Raw genomic sequence first — 15,614 nt, 5'->3', positions numbered from 1 at the left:
GCCGCCATCCGGCCGGCTCATGATCCCAGGGCGGATGCCGCATGGCCGTCGGCGGTTTCGCCCACCGGCGCATAGCCGGTGCCGCGCCCGGGCCGCGTCCACAACTGGCCGTCCTGTGCGGTGACACCCGCGGCGATCAGAGCACGCTTGAGGACCTTGTTGGTCGCGGTCGCGGGCAGCTGGTCGTTGATGCGCACGTAGCGCGGCCAGGCCTTCGGGGACAGGTCGCGCTGGGCGGCGAGGAACTTTTCGAAATCAGCCGGGCTCAGGCATGCTCCAGGCCGCAGCACCAAGGCGGCCATCACCTGGTCGCCCACCCGGTCGTCGGGGACCGCGTAGACGGCGACCTGGCTGATTTCGGGCAGCCGCGCCAGAATCCGCTCGATCGGGCCGGCCGCCAAATTCTCCCCGTCCACCCGCATCCAGTCGGCGGTCCGCCCGGCGAGATAGATCCAGCCGTCCGCGTCGCGGTAGGCCAGGTCACCCGACCAGTACATCCCGTGCCGCATCCGCTCGGCGGTGGCGCCCGGGTCGTTGTAGTAGCCGGCGAAAGGCCCCGCACCCTGGGTGTTCACCAGCTCGCCGACGGCCTCGTCGAAGTTGGTCAACGCCCCGTGCGCGTCGAACCGCGCGGCCTGGCACTCCCGCAGCGTGGCCGAGTTGTAGATGCTCACCCCCGGATACGGCTTGCCGATGGAGCCGGCCGGGGTGCCGTCCTCGCGCACCACGATGACGGCGAATTCACTAGAGCCGAAGCTATCGATGACCCGGCACCCGAAACGCCTTGCGAACTCCGCGATGTCGCGATCGGTGGCCTCGTTGCCGAACGCAACCCGCAGGGTGTTCTCGGCGTCGTCGGGACGTTCGGGGGTGGACAGGATCAAAGCCAGCGGCTTGCCGACGTAGTTCAGGTATGTCACCCCGTAGCGGCGGACGTCGTCGAGAAAACGGGACGGCGAAAACCGCGCCGGCACCATGGTGGCCCCGCAGCCGACGGCCACCGCCCATCCCGCGGCGACACCGTTGGAATGGAAGAGCGGCATCGACAGGTAGCAGACGTCGGCGGCGGTGACATCGTATTGATAAATCAGGCTGGCACCGCACATGATCGCCATGCCATGGGCGAACCGGACGACCTTCGGGTCGCCGCTGGTGCCCGAGGTGAAGATCATCATCAGGGTGTCGGCGGATGCCACCTCGCGGACCGGGACCAGTGGTGGCGCGGCACCGGTGGCTTCGGCGTAGCGACCGCCGGTCACATCGAGTACCTGAATACCGTTGAGGTCCAACCCTTCCAGCAGCTCGAGATGCTCGGGGTCGACCAGCAGCATCTGGCAGTCGGATCGCCGGATGTCGTTCAGCAATCCGGCGCCGCGCCGCGTGGTGTTGATCCCGCACAACACGTAGCCACCGAGCGCGGCCGCCGCCATGGCCCGCAACATCGCCGGCGAGTTACCCAAGAGCGCGCCGACATGCAGTGGTCGTGCCGTGTCGGCGAGCGTGATGAGCGCCGCGGCCTCCGTCTCGGCCTCGGCGAGGTGCTCGCGCCAGCTCCAGGTCCGCTCGCCGTAGGCGAGCGCCGGGGTGTCGTCGTGGCGACGTTGCCGCAGCAGCTGTTGGACCGTCTCGATCATCTTGTCGTGAACACCAGCCCCGCGTAGTTCTTGCGGGCCACCTCGTCGCAATGGCGCCGGTAGGTGCCGAAGCCGCCGATGTAGGGCATGAAGACCCGCTTCTTGCCTTCGATGTTGGCGCCCAGGTACCAGGAGGATGCGGCCTTCGGGAACAGCGTGCGCTCGGCCGCCTGGGCTACGTGCTGGGTCCAGGCGAGCGCCGCATCGCGGCGTGGCTCGACCTCGCTCACCCCTTGCCGTCGCGCGGTCCGCACCAGTTCGGTGACCCAGTCGACCTGAACCTCGGCGTGCAGCACCATGTTCGCCAGCACCGACGGGCTGCCCGGTCCGCTGATGGTGAACAGGTTCGGCAGCCCCGGCACCATGAGGCCGAGGAACGTTACCGGGCCGTCCGCCCAGATGTCGCATAGTCGTTGTCCCCCCGGGCCTTTGGGATCGATTCGGGTCAACGCGCCGGTCATGGCGTCGAACCCGGTCGCGAAGACCAGCACGTCGCAGGGATATGTAGCCGAGCCGGTTCGCACTCCGTCGGCGGTGATGGCTTCGATGGGCTCGCGGCGCAGGTTGACCAGCCGGACATTGTCGCGGTTGAACGTGGCGTAGTAGCCGTCGTCGGTGCAGATCCGTTTGGTCCCGATCGGGTGATCGACCGGGATGAGATCCGTTGCGACGACGGGATCGGCGACGATCTCCCGGATCCGCTCCTCGGCGAACGTCCTGGCGACGTCGTTGGCGGCCAGGTCGCTGGTCTGGTCGGGGAACGTCTTGGCGAACAGGACGCCGCCTTCGCGCCAGCGCTTCCACAGCGCCTCGCACCGCTCGTGGGCGTCGGTGTCGACGGCGTTCTTGTGGTAGGTGCCGTGCGGGGTGCCGGCCGGCGCGTAGGCGGAAAGCCGGCGGCGCTCGGGGTACCGCTCCTGGATTTCTCGCTGCTCCTGTGCCGACCACGGCCGGTTGGGCATCGGGATGGTGTAGTTCGCGGACCGCTGGAATACCACCAGGCGATCGGCGTTCGCGGCGATGATCGGCGCCACCTGGATGCCGGAAGATCCGGTGCCGATCAGGCCCACCCGCTTGCCGCGCAGCTCGGGATCTTCGCGGGGCCAGGCGGCCGTGAAATACACCTCGCCCGAGAAGTCCTGGGCGCCCGGGATATTCGGCCGGTTCACCGCCGACAGGCAGCCGGTTGCGCACAACAGGAATTGCGCGGCGAACGCGTCGCCCGACGCGGTGTCGACATGCCAGCGACCCCGCTCGAACGTCGCGCCGACGGCGTCGACGCCGAACCGATAGTGGCGCCGCAGATCGAAGCGGTCGGCGACGTGTCGCAGGTAGGCCAGGATCTCCGGCTGGGCGGCGAAGCGTTCGGTCCACTGCCAGCTCTGTTGCAGTCCTTCGTCGAAAGAATAGGAATAGTCCAAGCTTTCGACGTCGCAGCGCGCCCCGGGGTAGCGGTTCCAGTACCATGTGCCGCCAACGTCGGGGGCGGCCTCGATCGCGGTCACCGAGAGGCCCGACGAGGCGGCCCGGTGCACGGCGTAAAGGCCGGCGAAACCGGCACCGATGACGACGACATCGCTGACTTCGGTCACGACACCGCGCTTCGGTCCGCCGGATGCAGCAGCTCGAGCAGGTCGGCGCAGACCAGATGTTGTGCCGATGCCGCCGGCGGAAACCCCTGGATCGTCATGAAGCCGTGGAACAGCCCGGGAAAGTCGCGGTGCACCACGGGCACTCCCGCGTGGCGCAACCGGCGCGCGTAGTCGCAGCCCTCGCTGTGCAGGGGATCTAGCCCGGCCGTCACGATCACCGCCGGCGGCAGACCCGCATGGCTGGGCGCGCGGGCCGGGGCCACCAGATAGGGGGGGTCGAAAACCGTTTGTGCGCCCAGGTATTGGCTCCAGTACCACTGCATCGCGGCGCGGGTGTTGAAGTACCCTGTGGCGTAGCGCTGATAACTCTCGGTGTCGAACGTCGGGTCGATAGCCGGGTAGATCAGCAGCTGCGCGGCGGGTGGTGTGACGCCGCGGTCGCGGCATCCGATGGCGGTGACCGCTGCCAGGTTGCCGCCGGCACTATCACCGGCAACCATGGTGCGCGCCGGGTCGATGCCAAGGTCGGGGGCGTGGTCGACCGCCCAGCGGAACACCGCGAACGCGTCGAGTGCCGCCGCCGGGGCGGGATGCTCCGGGGCAAGGCGGTAGTCCACGGAGACCACCACGGCTTGGGCGCCCCGCGCCAGGGCCCGGCAGAATCCATCGTGAGAATCGATGTCGCAGAAGACAAATCCGCCGCCGTGGTAGAACACGATCGCGGCACGGCCCCCCGACGGTCCACCGTGTGGCTCGTAGATGCGTACCGGCACCGCTCCGCCGGGGCCTGGAACCTTGCGGTCGCTGGCGCTGCGGACGTCGTCGAAGTTGTTCACCGGCATACGGCGCTCGGCCACCGCGGCGCGCGCCTGCGGGCCGGTCATGTTCTCGACGCGCGGAAATCCGGCGTTCAACTGGTCGAGCAGCGTCTGCACCACGCCGTCGAACGAGTCGTCCATGTGCACCTCCGACCTCGTCGCCAAGGTCATGCGGGCCGATATTTCAGGAGGGTGATGCCCTCTTCAGGCAGATCGTAGAACACCGGCTCCACCCGCATCCCGATCCGGATGTCGCGCGGGTCGACGTCCACCAACTCGGTGCTGAATTTCGGCCCGGCATCGACCTGCACCACCGCGAGCAGCTGCGGCAGCACGTCCTGCCACGGCGGGCCGGTGGGCCGGTGGGCGATTGTGAAGGTGTACAGCGTTCCGGCACCGTCGATTTCGCGCCATTCCAGGTCGTCGGCTAGTGTGCCCGGAGCCAGCAAGCGCGGATAGAACACGTAGCGCTGTGATGACGGCGAGTACTGCACCAGGATCCGATGCTGCGCCAGGCCGTCCCAGAACGGCTGCGAAACGGGCGTGGGCTCGGGGACGGGATAACTCATGCCTAGTCACCCCGCATGAGCAGTGCGACCTGTTCGCTCATGATGCCGCCGTTGCCGGTCACGAACGCCGTGTGGCAGTCGGGCACCTGTGCGTCGCCCGCCCGACCCATGATCTGGCGTGCGCCGTCGACCACGTGGTGCATGCCGCCGGCCATGCCGGCCTGGCCGAAGGACAGCTGGCCCCCGGCGGTGTTGAGCGGGAAGTCGCCGCGGTAGGTCAGGTCGTGCTCGCTGACCCACGACATACCTTCGCCTTTCACGCAGAATCCTGCGTCCTCAAGGCTCATCAGCACCGTGATGGTGTAACAGTCGTAGATCGACGCGACGTCGACATCGGAACGCTCCAGCCCGGCCATCGCGAACGCCCGGTCGGCGGCGCGCGCGATCGGGGTGGACAGCAGATCCTCCGCATAGGTCGGGGTCTTGAATGCGATGTGTTCGCCGAAGCCCTTGATCCACACCGGGCGGTTGCGGGCGCGGCGGGCGATGTCGGCGTTGGCGATCAGCACGCCCACTCCCCCGTGGACGCGCATCACCGTTTCCAGCATGTGGATCGGGTCGGCGATCATCGGGCTGTTTAGCACGTCGGTCACCGTGATGGGGGTGCCGTGAAACACGGCGCCGGGATGCGCACACGCGTTCGTCCGTTGGTCCACGGCGATCTTGGCGACCGCGGCGGGGTCGTAACCGAATTCCGACGCGTAGCGCTGGGCGATCTGTGCGTAGGGCGCGTTCTGGCCCACGTTGCCGTAGGGGATCTCGAATTCGGCTTGCGGCGAGCCATAGTTGTTCGAAGACGCCCCATACCAGTTCGGCCCGGGTACGGGTCGCCGCTCAGACTGGGGCACCGACGCCGATCCGGGTACGACGGCGAGCGCGGCGTCGCAGATGCCGAGTTCCACGGCCGCCGCCGCACGCCAGATCATTCCGGCGGCGGTGGCTCCGCCGAGATCGACTCGCTCACCGAAATCCAATGCCAGACCGAGGTATTCGCACAGGGTAGCCGGTGCGAACATGGCCGACTCGGCGACGCCGTGAGTGAGCAGGCCGTTGATGCAGCGAGGATCGACTCCGGCGTCTTCGATCACCATCTTCGCCAGCACCGCGTACTGGTCGAGGGTGAACAGCGGCGCGCGGGTGGGACGGCGTTCCGCGGGCAACTCCGCGATGCCGACGATGGCGGCCTCGCCGCGCAGTCCCGTCACGGCCGGGGTCCCCGCATCGGCAGCTCGACGGTCGCGGTCCCCGGCATCAGGATCGTGTCCTCGCGGCGGCCGGCGATCACGAGGTCGACCAGGCCGGTTCCGTTGTCGCTCACTCGCTTACCGGTGAGGTCACCGGTAAAGCAGAGCGACTCGCCGGGATACGCGACCGCCCGGTTCTGCACCGAGAACGACACCAGCCGCCCGCGCCCGCCGATCCAGTCGCCGAGGGCACGGGCCAGCAGCGCCGCCTGCAGGGGACCGTGAACCAGGACGTTGTCGTAGCCTTCGGTGTCGCGCGCCCACTCTTTGTCGTAGTGAATCCGGTGGCCGTTATAGGTGGCGGCGCTGAAAAAGAACATCTGGGTTTCGTCGACGGTGACGGTCAGCGTGGGAAGGTGCTCGCCGACGGCGATGTCTTCGAAGAAAGGCTGGTGAAACACCCGTGGGTCGGTCATAGCGCACAGGGCCTTTCTAGGGGCGGGCGATCATCGATGTCGACGCCTCGGCCAGCAGGTCGCGACGCTGGTTGCGGTACACCGTGTGCCAGGTGACGAGAACGAATGCGCCTGAGCGGCCCTGCTTTTCGACGATCGAGGAGATGGTTCGGACCATTTCGATCTCGTCGCGGTGATAGGCGGGCAGGTGAAACGTGAAGCTCTCCCCGCCGGCCATCCGCTTGGGGGCTCGGGGAAACGCCAAACTGCCGGAGACCGCGCCGGACGACCCGTCGGGACGCAGCGATCCGAGCGGCGATACGCCGAGGATCGCGTACTGCAGGAACAGTGGCGGGCAGATGATGTCGCGATATCCGTTGGCCCTGGCGTAATCCGATTCGAAATACAGCGGGTTGTGGTCCCCGACCGCCGCCGCCCATCGCTGCCAATCGCGCCGGTTCACCTCGCCGGTCGCCGACGCGGCGACGGTGCCGACGCGCGACGCCGCTTCGGCGTCGATCAAACTGTCCTCGCTCAACGGCGCTCCCCTTCGTCTGTCTCGTCGTGCAGGCTCTGTTCAAGCCAGCCGGCGGCGACGTCGGCTCCGCCGCCGAAAGTCGAACCGAGCCGTGCCCGCTCGCTCCACAGGTGCAGGTCGGTCTCGGTGACATATCCCATGCCGCCGTGCAGTTGGTGGGCGTCCAGCGTGATCAGCCGTGCCGCGGTGGCCGCGTGCATGCGTGCGATGGCCGTCTCCCTGGTCGCGACGCGGCCGCTAGCCAGCCAGAACACCGCCGCGTGCCCGGCCAGTCGCGCGGCCGAGACGGCGATGTGCATGTTGGCGATCAGATGCTGGGCGGCCTGGAACGACGCGATGGGCCGGCCGAATTGATGGCGCATCTTGGTGTAGTCGACGGTGCGGTCCAGCACCGCCTGGCCGATGCCGACCAGGTCGAGTGATCCCAGCGCCACGGCTGTGTTCGCCAGGCGGCGCAGCGCCGCTGCGGTGACCCCGTCGAGCGCCGCGTCGGCGGTGACGTCGTCGAAGCGCAGCGTGAATGCTCGGAGGCCGCCGGCCATGTCGAGCGGTTCCACGCCGACACCGCGGATGTCGACGACGAAGACCAGGGTGCGCTCGTCCGCCGCGGCCGCCACCACGACGAGGTCCGCGACGTCGGCGTCGAGGACGTAGTCCGCGGTTCCGTTGAGCCGCCATTGTTGTGCGGCGCGGTCGGCGCGCAACGCGGGGGCGACGAGCGCCGCATCGCGCGCGTTCCAGAGCGCGGTGGTGGCCCGCGCCCTTCCGGACGCGAGCGACGGCAACCAGCGGGCCTTGTCGTCCTGGGAGCCGAAGTGGTCGATGGCCAGCGCGGCCTGAACGCTGCTGTGCACCGTCGTCGGGCACAGCGCGCGGCCGGCCTCGGTGTAGAAGACGGCGAGGTCGTCGAGGGAGCCGCCGGCCCCGCCATACTCCTCGATGATCGCCAGGCCGAAGACGCCCGCATCGGCGAGGGCCTTCCACAATGCCGGCGTGCGGCGGTCCGCCCCGGGTTCGTCGAGGGCGCGCACCAGTCCGATCGGGTTCTCGGCGGCCAGCAGTGCGCGCAGGGCCGCAGCGAACTCGCGCTGTTCGGCGGTGGGCATCGTCTTCATCTGCGGAATGCGGGCTGTTCAGTCAGCGTCCATAGGAGGGCATTCCGTGCCCGCGCTGGGCGATGATGTCGCGCAGCACCTCGTTGGTACCGCCGCCGAACCGCATCAGCGGGGCGGCCCGGTAGAGGCGCTCGAATTTGCCTGCCAGCGGGGCCCGTTCGCTGCGATGGGCCAGCAGGCCGTCGGGGCCGAGGAGGTCGAGCGCCAGGTCGGCGATGCGCTGGCGCAACTCGCTGGTGAACACCTTTTCGACACTGACCTCGGCGGTGGGTATCACGCCCGAATCCAGGATCGACGCCGCCTCGTAGCCCATCAGCACCGCCACCGCGACGTCGGCCTCCGCCTGCGCCAGCCGCCGGCGAAGCGACGGATCGTCCGCGGGCACGGTCCCGTCGCGCCGCGGGCAACGCGCCAGCTCGTGCAATTCCTCGACGGCGCGCCGGAGGTCTCCGGCGTTGGTCAGCGCCCCGCGTTCGAGATCCAGCGCGCCAGTGATGTACGTCCAGCCGCGGTTGACCTCGCCGACCAGGTTGGTGGCCGGCACCCGCACGCCACGGAATCCCACCTCGTTGGTGCGATAACCCGACCACGCGTACAGCGGACGGATTTCGACGCCCGGGCTGTCGATCGGCACGATGATGACCGAGATGCCGCGATGCCGGGCGGCACTCGGATCGGTACGGACGCAGAGCCATTCGTGCGTGGCGCGCTGGGCGCCACTATTCCAGGTCTTGGTGCCGTTGATCACCCATTCTTCGCCGTCCCGGGTGGCGCTGGTCCGTAGGCTGGCCAGGTCGGTTCCCGCATCGGGCTCGGAATAGCCGACCGCGCAGATCATTTCGCCCCTGGCGATCAGGGGCAGCCAATCGGTTTTATTGCGCTCGGTGCCGTGCCGCATGATCATCGGCGCGACCGATGTCACCGTCAGGTCGGGACCGGGCACGCCCCAATATTCGAATTCGCTCATCAGCAGATGCAGGTGGATGGCGCCCAGGCCCAGTCCGCCGTACTCGCGCGGCCAGTTCAGCCCGAACCAGCCCTTGGCCCCGAGCTTGCGGCGAAACCGGGCCACTTCACCGTCGGGAAATTCCAAGTCGTGTACGGCGAGTTCGGCGCGCAATTCCGGGGTGACGTTATCGCGCAGAAATTCCCGAACCTCGGTGAGCCAGGCGCGCTGCCCAGCGTCGAGTTCGAAATCCATTCCGGCGCCTGTGCCTTTCCGCATGCCTTTCACCGAGCCACATGCCTTGATGCGAGCCGCATGCTTTTCACCGAGCGACGTCAGCGTAACGCCACGGCCAGATGGCGCTGACGATTTCCGGGCTGCGTCATGCTCGAGCGCCGTTCGGACTGTAAACACGCTGTCAAACTCCCGTTAAAACGCATCGACCCTCTCGCGGTCATGCGGACCGGCTGCGAAGATTTACAGATCGGCCGGTCGACGGGGACCAGGCATCCTGCCGAACCCCAGGGAGAGTCATGCCCACTGTTGAGATGCGCCTCCGCGAAGATCTGCGCAACTACGCCGTCGAATTGCGGCAGCTGGCGTACACGCTGCCGCTGGGGGTGGGCGAACACGACCTGCTGCAACTGTCCGACCGTATGCGTGCCGCGGCCGAGCAGCTGGTCCGCAAGGGCGCCTGACGGCGTCAGCCGCCCCGCAGGCGGATCTTCCAGCGCACGAAGCCCAGGTAGACGGCGCTGATGACGAAAAGCATGCCGACGTCGAACCACCACGTCGCCGCGGTGTGCTTCCAGTGCGAGTCCTTCGGCGTCAGCGGACCGGGCACCAGCTTGGTCAGATCGGCAGTCGAGGCCGACGCCGCGAATCCCCACCTCGCCGGCGTAGCCCACGACATCTGATCGAGGCCGATGCGCGCGGTCACCGGAATCATCCCGCCGGAGAACACCAGCTGCGACATGACCGCGACCACCAGCAACGGCATGATCTGCTCGTTGGACTTGGCGACGGCCGACAGGGCCAGCCCGAGCATGGCTGACGCCACACACGTCAGCGCGACGTCGGCGAACAGCTCGAGACCCGGCTTGCCCAGCGCCACGGCACCCTGGGTCGGGGCGCCCTTGCCGAGCACCGCGATGACACTGACGATCGCCGACTGGACGATCGCGAAGACCGTGTACACGCAGACCTTGGCCAACAAGTAGGCCGACGTGGACAATCCGACCGCCTGCTCCCGCAGGAAGATCGCGCGCTCACCGATGAGATCGCGGATGGTCAGCGCGGTGCCCATGAACACCGCACCGACGTTGAGCAGCACCAGGATCTGCCCGGGCTCGTTGGGCGCGGCGCCCATCGGGTTCGGTATCCCGAAGCCGATATCGCCGGGCACCGACATGGACAACGACCCCATGATGAACGGCAGCAGCGCGAGGAAGACGAAGTAGCCGCGGTCCGAGACGATGAGCCGCATCTGGCGTCTGGCGATCGTGGAGAACTGCCGGACCAGGCTGGTGTGGGCGGGATCGCCCAGCTCGGCCGGTTTCTCGGCGGGCGGCGGAGCGGGCGGCGGTCCCGTTCGGGCCAGGTAGCGCGCACGGGACCCGTCGGGATCGCTGGCGACGGTGCTGAAGATGTCGGCCCAGTTGGTGGTGCCCATGGCGGGGCCGATCTGGCCGGGCGGCCCGCAGAACGCCGTCTTGCCGCCGGGGGCCAGCAGTAAAACCTGGTCGCAGACGTCCAGGTAGGTCAGCGAGTGGGTGACCACCAGCACCACACGGCCGGCGTCGGCCAGCTGCCGCAGCATGGTCATCACCTGTCGGTCCAGCGCCGGGTCCAGGCCCGAGGTCGGCTCGTCGAGGATCAGCAGCGACGGCCCGGTGAGCAGCTCGAGCGCCACCGACGCGCGTTTGCGCTGACCGCCGGACAGCTTGTCCACCCGCGTGTGCAGATGCTGCGTCATTTCGAGTTCTTCGAGCACCCGGGCCACCACCTGCACGCGGTCGTCCTTGGTGGTGTCCGGCGGCAACCGCAGCTCAGCGGCGTACATCAACGCCTGCTGCACGGTCAGCTGCCCGTGCACCACGTCGTCCTGCGGCACCATCCCGATCCTGCTGCGCAACGAGGCGTACTCGGAATGGATGTTGTGGCCCTCGAACGACACGGTCCCCGTCGTCGGGTGTGTATACCCGGCGACCAACCGAGCGAAGGTCGACTTCCCGGCGCCGGATGGCCCGATGATGGCGGTCAGCGTGCCCGGCAGGGCGGTCAGCGAGATGTTGTCCAGCAGCGTTTTGTTGTTCTCGATCGTCCAGGTCAGCCCGCGCACATCGAGGCCTCCGCTGCGCGTCGCGGTCGAGGTCTGGTCGCGGCGGGCCAGGTTGCCGCCGTGGAAAACCAGGTCGATGTTGCCGATGGTGACCACGTCGCCGTCGTGCAGCACCGCCGAATCGACCCGGACGCCGTTGACGAAAGTGCCGTTGATGCTGCGGTTGTCGTGGATCTCGGTGCCGGTGGGCGTCGGAACCAGGGTGGCGTGGTGGCGCGACGCCAACACCTCGGGGATGACGATGTCGTTGTCGTTGGCGCGCCCGATCTTGATCGCGCCCGGCACGTCCGGCCCGGCCTTGCCCGGCCGCAAAATCTTCATCATCGATGTCGCGATGACCGAGGAGTCGCCGCCGACGCGTCCCGTCTGGGCCGCGGGCTCCGCGCTGGTCGGCGGCGCCGCGTGCAGCGACGGCGATCGGTAAATCTGGGGTGCGGGCTGGGATCCGCTCGGCGGCGGGCTCGGCAAACCGCTGGTCGGGTATCGGGGCTGCGGATCGGACGGATGACTCGGCGAGGCCCCCGTGGGCTGGGTCGGCTGCGCGGTGGTGGGCGGATGGACGGAGGGCCGGAACGAGGTGGACGCCGGCTGCTGAGGCTGGTGTATGCCAAACGGCGGGCTCTGGGGCCCCTGTGCCGGCGGTGTGTTGCCGACAATCGGCATCGACGTCGTCAGTGGGGGCCGCCCGGCCGAACCTTGGTGCCGACCGACCTCGAAGGTGAGCGCCGGGCCGTCCGGATTGCCGACGTTGACCCGCAGCCCATCCTGGATGTCGACGACCGGGACCCGGCGGCTGTGGACATAAAGGCCGTTGAGGCTGCCATTGTCGACGGCGACCCATCGGCCCTGGTCATACCGCAGGATCAGGTGGGTGCGGGAGATCAGGGGGTGGGCGACTCGCAGATCGGCGCGGAGATCACGCCCGATCACCACATCGTTGCCCGGCGCGAACGTGCGTTCGGATCCCTCGTACCGCACGGTCAGCGCAGGCGGGGCTGGTGAAGTCATCAGGACCAACTGTAACGGCAGCGCCGCGGCGTATGCGCGGCGTCGTTGCCGGTCTCTGCTTCGCACGACCGCCGACGGGGGGCCGGCCGCGGCGAGGATGCGGCCTGGTGATGAAAGCACGGAGACGACGACTTAGCCTGCGGCGTAATACCTTTCGGCTTCAACCCGCGACTGCGGCGTTGCGCAGACTCCGAACGCTCGGGATCTTGCTGCGGGCGGCGGTGACGTCCTTGACGAAATCCCCGACGTACTTGAGGGCCCGCCTGCCCTCGGGCAAGATGTCGGCCGCTATCGGGAAGTCGTGAATTTGTCCGTCCCACAGGTGCAGATCGCAGTGGACCCCGTTGGCTTCCAGGCGTTTCGCCATCAATTCGGCGTCGGCGACCAACAACTCGTCCGAGCTTGCGTGAATCATGACCGGCGGCATCGAGGACAGGTCCGCGTCGACCGGCGACGCGACGGTGGAATCACCTCGGCCTTCCAAAACCTGTGCTTTGCTGAGATATTGCGCGAACATCGAGAATGCGCGACGGGTGAACATGGAGCATTTACGTGCGTTGCGGTGCTTGAGCTTTCGGACCGGGTCGGCGTCGGTGAACGGCGAGATAGTCGCCACGCCCGCAGGTTCCATAATGCCGTCATTGATCGCCAGAAGGGTGGTCATGAAAGCCAGGTAACCACCGGCCGAGTCGCCGGCCACGACAACCTGGTCGCCGTCGAAGCCGCGATCCTGCAACCATCGCAGACCACTGATGCCGTCGTCGATGGCATCAGTGATCTGGTGTTTGGGTAACTTCCGGTACGCGACGGTCAGGATGGGAGCATCGGCCGCCTTGGACAAGCGAGCAACCATCGAGCGGTGGGTGTTGAGGCCGCAGGTGAGGAAGGCTCCACCATGCATGTACAAAATCGCCCGCTCCCCCGATACGCCGGGAGCCCGAACCCATTCGGCGGTGCAATGGTCCAGCCGCACCCGTTGGATTCGCGCCTCGGATCCGATTTGGGGTACCAACCCTGCGACGCCATCGACGAACTCGAACGGCCAGTGCAGGTTCGGCGTCATCGCCCACGCGCGGACGGTGTTCTTCACGATGAGCCGACTGGCGAGCCCCACGGCAACCGACTGCGGACTATGGCGATGATGGACGCGCCGCGTCGTCGCCACACTCGGCAAGATATGCGTCGGTTCGGCCCTGCTCAGCATGGATTCAACCTCCTAAGTGCAGGGCGGATACCCGCCCCAGCTGGGGGTTAATTGCAAATTAACGCCTGAGAAATGTTGCGTACATCACTGTTTGCTCGATCCAGGAGATGGGTATCACCCGCCTATCTCTCTCGAGGCTGCCGCGCGGGCGTGAACAGAGTGATCGGCTGTTGCCGAGGTCCCGGTATGGCCTATATATGAGCGATGGCACCCGCTAATCCTCCCGATCGGCTGCTGTCCGACCGCGTGGCGGTCGTCACGGGCGGCGCGGGAGGTATCGGTGCTGCGACTGCCCGGCTGTTCGCCGAACACGGTGCCGACGTGGTCATCGCCGATATCGACGCCGACCTCGCCGGCGCGACGGCAGCCTCGATCATCGAATCGGGTGGGTCGGCTTCAGCCGTCGCGACCGACGTCCGAGAACCGGATCAGGTCGCCCGCTTGCCCGAACCGTGCTCGACCGATCCGGCCGGGTCGACGTGTTGGTCAACAACGTGGGTCATTGGTTACGCCACCCCGGAAATTTTGCCGACACCGACCCACAGCTGTGGGACGAGCTGTATCGGATCAACCTGCACCACGTCTTCCTGATGACCCATGCGTTCCTGCCGTCCATGGTCGAGCGGCACACGGGTGCGATCGTGAACGTCTCTTCGGTCGAGGGGCTGCGGGGCTATCCGGAGGACCCGGTGTATGCCGCCTTCAAATCCGCCGTCAACGCGTTCACTCGCAGCCTCGCGGTCCAAGTGGGCAACGACGGGGTGCGGGTCAACGCCATCGCGCCCGACGTCACCGAATCCCTGCAAGTGCCCTATTCGCAATGGCTTTCGGCCGAGGAACAGACACAGTGGCCGCAATGGGTTCCGGTGGGGCGGATGGGCCTGCCCGAGGATCAGGCCAGGGTCATCCTGTTCTTGGCCTCCGATCTATCGGGGTTCGTCACCGGTCATGTCATCCCCACCGACGGCGGTACCGGGGCTGCCGGCGGATGGTTCCGGTCCACGCGCCGGCCAGACCGCCAGTGGACAAATCGGCCCGTCGCCCCCTGATCGGGTGATGCAACCCCTGATCGGGTAATGCAAGCGCGTTCTCCCCGCGCGGATGCCGACGGTGAAAGGCACTGGGGGGCTGGGTGAACCGATTTCAGGGCGTCGACGCCGGCCGGAATCGGGCTCGATCGTCGATGATCGTGACCGGGATGCCGTTGAGCACCCCGTTGCCGGAGGGCTCGTCGACAAACGTTGGCGGCGACAGCACATTGGTGTTTGCGCCGGGTGAGTTGTTGGCGACCGACATGCGGGTGCCCGGCTTGCCGTGCCCCCACCCGTGGGGCATCGACACCACACCCGGCTTGATGGACTCGGTGACCTCCACGGGCACTTGAATCTCGCCCGCCTCCGATTTCACCGTGACGATGTCGTCGTCGGTGATGTCATAACGGGCTGCGTCGTCGGGATGGATCAGCAACGTGCACCGGTCCTTTCCCTTCATCAGGGCGGGCACGTTGTGCAGCCAGGTGTTGTTGGATCGCAGGTGCCTCCGGCTCACGAGGACGAGCGGCTCGGCGGGCCGCTCTATGCGCGCGGCCAGCCGCGGCAGGTCGTCGAGCAGGTATTGCGGTGCGAGCCGGATCTTCTTGTCGGGCGTTCCGAGGATGTCGGGTAGCTGTGGCACCATGGGCCCGAAGTCGATGCCGTTCGGATTGGCCTTGAGCATGTCCAGGGTAAGCCCGCCCGGGGTCTTGCCGTACTGGTCGCCGAAGGGCCCGGTGCGCAGTGTGAGGTCGAGCATTCGCTCCGGTCCGCCGTGCTCGTAGAGCTTGCGGATCTGCCCACCGTCGAGCCCGCGGGTGAAGGCCAGGTAATCGAAGAAGCCGTCGTCAATGGCCGCAACGTCCACGTCCTCGGCGGGTGTTCCGGTGCACAGGCCGGTCAATCGGATCAGGATCTCCCATTCGTGCGGTCGGTCGCCCGGATCGAACACCGGCGCAGAATAATTCGCGATGCTGCGGATGGCGAAGAGCAGGATGAGATCGTCGTGGTGCGGCTGCTCGAGCGGGGACAGGCCGGGCAGAATCACATCGGCGTGCCGCGTCGTCTCGTTGAGCCAAAGGTCAACGGAGATCATCGCTTCCAGCATCGGCAGCACTGCGTCGAGCTTGTCACCGGCGGGGGTGGACAGCACCGGGTTGCCTGCGACCGTGATGAGCG

At 67.5% G+C, this 15,614-nt stretch carries 13 protein-coding genes and 1 pseudogene; 2 read left to right on the top strand and 12 right to left on the bottom strand.

Annotated features, from left to right (window positions below; genetic code table 11):
• Window positions 1–17: 17 nt before the first annotated feature.
• Genes fadD1 through A5652_RS05165 form a run of 9 tightly spaced genes read right to left on the bottom strand, consistent with a single transcriptional unit; the run spans window position 18 to window position 9,106 of the window.
• The gene (fadD1, locus tag A5652_RS05205) at window positions 18–1,634 is read right to left on the bottom strand and encodes a fatty-acid--CoA ligase FadD1 (protein WP_067347306.1); all 1,617 of its coding nucleotides are present in this window, start codon (window positions 1,632–1,634) and stop codon (window positions 18–20) included.
• Entirely contained in the window at window positions 1,631–3,226 is a 1,596-nt protein-coding gene (locus A5652_RS05200) for an NAD(P)/FAD-dependent oxidoreductase (protein WP_067347304.1), read from the bottom strand. The genes fadD1 and A5652_RS05200 overlap by 4 nt, the downstream gene beginning before the upstream one ends.
• On the bottom strand, window positions 3,223–4,215 hold the full coding sequence (locus tag A5652_RS05195; RefSeq protein WP_232001088.1) for an alpha/beta hydrolase: 993 nt from the start codon (window positions 4,213–4,215) through the stop codon (window positions 3,223–3,225). Before A5652_RS05195 ends, A5652_RS05200 begins: the two co-directional genes overlap by 4 nt.
• Window positions 4,212–4,613, bottom strand: a complete 402-nt coding sequence (locus A5652_RS05190) for a Zn-ribbon domain-containing OB-fold protein (protein ID WP_067347302.1) — start codon at window positions 4,611–4,613, stop codon at window positions 4,212–4,214. The genes A5652_RS05195 and A5652_RS05190 overlap by 4 nt, the downstream gene beginning before the upstream one ends.
• Before the next feature lie 2 nt (window positions 4,614–4,615).
• Complete coding sequence (locus A5652_RS05185) at window positions 4,616–5,818, bottom strand: thiolase family protein (RefSeq protein ID WP_067347300.1); 1,203 nt, start codon at window positions 5,816–5,818, stop codon at window positions 4,616–4,618.
• Window positions 5,815–6,273 carry a MaoC/PaaZ C-terminal domain-containing protein gene (locus A5652_RS05180; RefSeq protein WP_067347297.1) on the bottom strand — a complete coding sequence of 153 codons (459 nt, stop codon included), beginning with the start codon at window positions 6,271–6,273 and terminating at the stop codon, window positions 5,815–5,817. The genes A5652_RS05185 and A5652_RS05180 overlap by 4 nt, the downstream gene beginning before the upstream one ends.
• A 16-nt stretch (window positions 6,274–6,289) precedes the next feature.
• On the bottom strand, window positions 6,290–6,790 hold the full coding sequence (locus A5652_RS05175; protein ID WP_067347295.1) for a MaoC family dehydratase N-terminal domain-containing protein: 501 nt from the start codon (window positions 6,788–6,790) through the stop codon (window positions 6,290–6,292).
• Window positions 6,787–7,905: an acyl-CoA dehydrogenase family protein gene (locus tag A5652_RS05170; RefSeq protein WP_067347293.1), complete on the bottom strand. Its 1,119-nt coding sequence runs from the start codon at window positions 7,903–7,905 to the stop codon at window positions 6,787–6,789. Before A5652_RS05170 ends, A5652_RS05175 begins: the two co-directional genes overlap by 4 nt.
• Window positions 7,906–7,927: 22 nt before the next feature.
• Entirely contained in the window at window positions 7,928–9,106 is a 1,179-nt protein-coding gene (locus A5652_RS05165; protein ID WP_067347291.1) for an acyl-CoA dehydrogenase family protein, read from the bottom strand.
• Window positions 9,107–9,384: 278 nt separating this feature from the next.
• Here A5652_RS05165 and A5652_RS28010 point away from each other — a divergent pair, with 278 nt between their 5' ends.
• On the top strand, window positions 9,385–9,549 hold the full coding sequence (locus A5652_RS28010; protein WP_167540309.1) for a hypothetical protein: 165 nt from the start codon (window positions 9,385–9,387) through the stop codon (window positions 9,547–9,549).
• 5 nt (window positions 9,550–9,554) lie between these two features.
• Here A5652_RS28010 and A5652_RS05160 read toward each other — a convergent pair whose 3' ends face one another.
• The gene (locus A5652_RS05160; protein ID WP_082983774.1) at window positions 9,555–12,200 is read right to left on the bottom strand and encodes an ATP-binding cassette domain-containing protein; all 2,646 of its coding nucleotides are present in this window, start codon (window positions 12,198–12,200) and stop codon (window positions 9,555–9,557) included.
• A gap of 160 nt (window positions 12,201–12,360) precedes the next feature.
• Window positions 12,361–13,404, bottom strand: a complete 1,044-nt coding sequence (locus A5652_RS05155) for an alpha/beta hydrolase (RefSeq protein ID WP_082983773.1) — start codon at window positions 13,402–13,404, stop codon at window positions 12,361–12,363.
• Window positions 13,405–13,608: 204 nt separating this feature from the next.
• Here A5652_RS05155 and A5652_RS05150 point away from each other — a divergent pair.
• A pseudogene (locus A5652_RS05150) lies at window positions 13,609–14,453 on the top strand (SDR family NAD(P)-dependent oxidoreductase).
• 94 nt (window positions 14,454–14,547) lie between these two features.
• On the opposite strand, the gene A5652_RS05145 reads toward A5652_RS05150, so the two are convergent.
• The coding region (locus A5652_RS05145; RefSeq protein ID WP_304441761.1) for a molybdopterin dinucleotide binding domain-containing protein at window positions 14,548–15,614 on the bottom strand (1,067 nt) is incomplete at its 5' end.

This window comes from Mycobacterium sp. 1165178.9, from assembly GCF_001673555.1.
Taxonomy (GTDB): Bacteria; Actinomycetota; Actinomycetes; order Mycobacteriales; family Mycobacteriaceae; genus Mycobacterium.
This window is presented reverse-complemented; position numbering and strand designations above follow the sequence as displayed.

Bases quoted from the DNA above. Each gene is read 5' to 3' on its own strand.
- A5652_RS28010 (WP_167540309.1), top strand. From the start codon at position 9,385: ATGCCCACTGTTGAGATGCGCCTCCGCGAAGATCTGCGCAACTACGCC.
- A5652_RS05170 (WP_067347293.1), bottom strand. From the start codon at position 7,905: ATGAAGACGATGCCCACCGCCGAACAGCGCGAGTTCGCTGCGGCCCTG.
- A5652_RS05160 (WP_082983774.1), bottom strand. From the start codon at position 12,200: ATGACTTCACCAGCCCCGCCTGCGCTGACCGTGCGGTACGAGGGATCC.
- A5652_RS05180 (WP_067347297.1), bottom strand. From the start codon at position 6,273: ATGACCGACCCACGGGTGTTTCACCAGCCTTTCTTCGAAGACATCGCC.
- A5652_RS05165 (WP_067347291.1), bottom strand. From the start codon at position 9,106: ATGGATTTCGAACTCGACGCTGGGCAGCGCGCCTGGCTCACCGAGGTT.
- A5652_RS05195 (WP_232001088.1), bottom strand. From the start codon at position 4,215: ATGACCTTGGCGACGAGGTCGGAGGTGCACATGGACGACTCGTTCGAC.
- A5652_RS05190 (WP_067347302.1), bottom strand. From the start codon at position 4,613: ATGAGTTATCCCGTCCCCGAGCCCACGCCCGTTTCGCAGCCGTTCTGG.
- fadD1 (WP_067347306.1), bottom strand. From the start codon at position 1,634: ATGATCGAGACGGTCCAACAGCTGCTGCGGCAACGTCGCCACGACGAC.
- A5652_RS05155 (WP_082983773.1), bottom strand. From the start codon at position 13,404: ATGCTGAGCAGGGCCGAACCGACGCATATCTTGCCGAGTGTGGCGACG.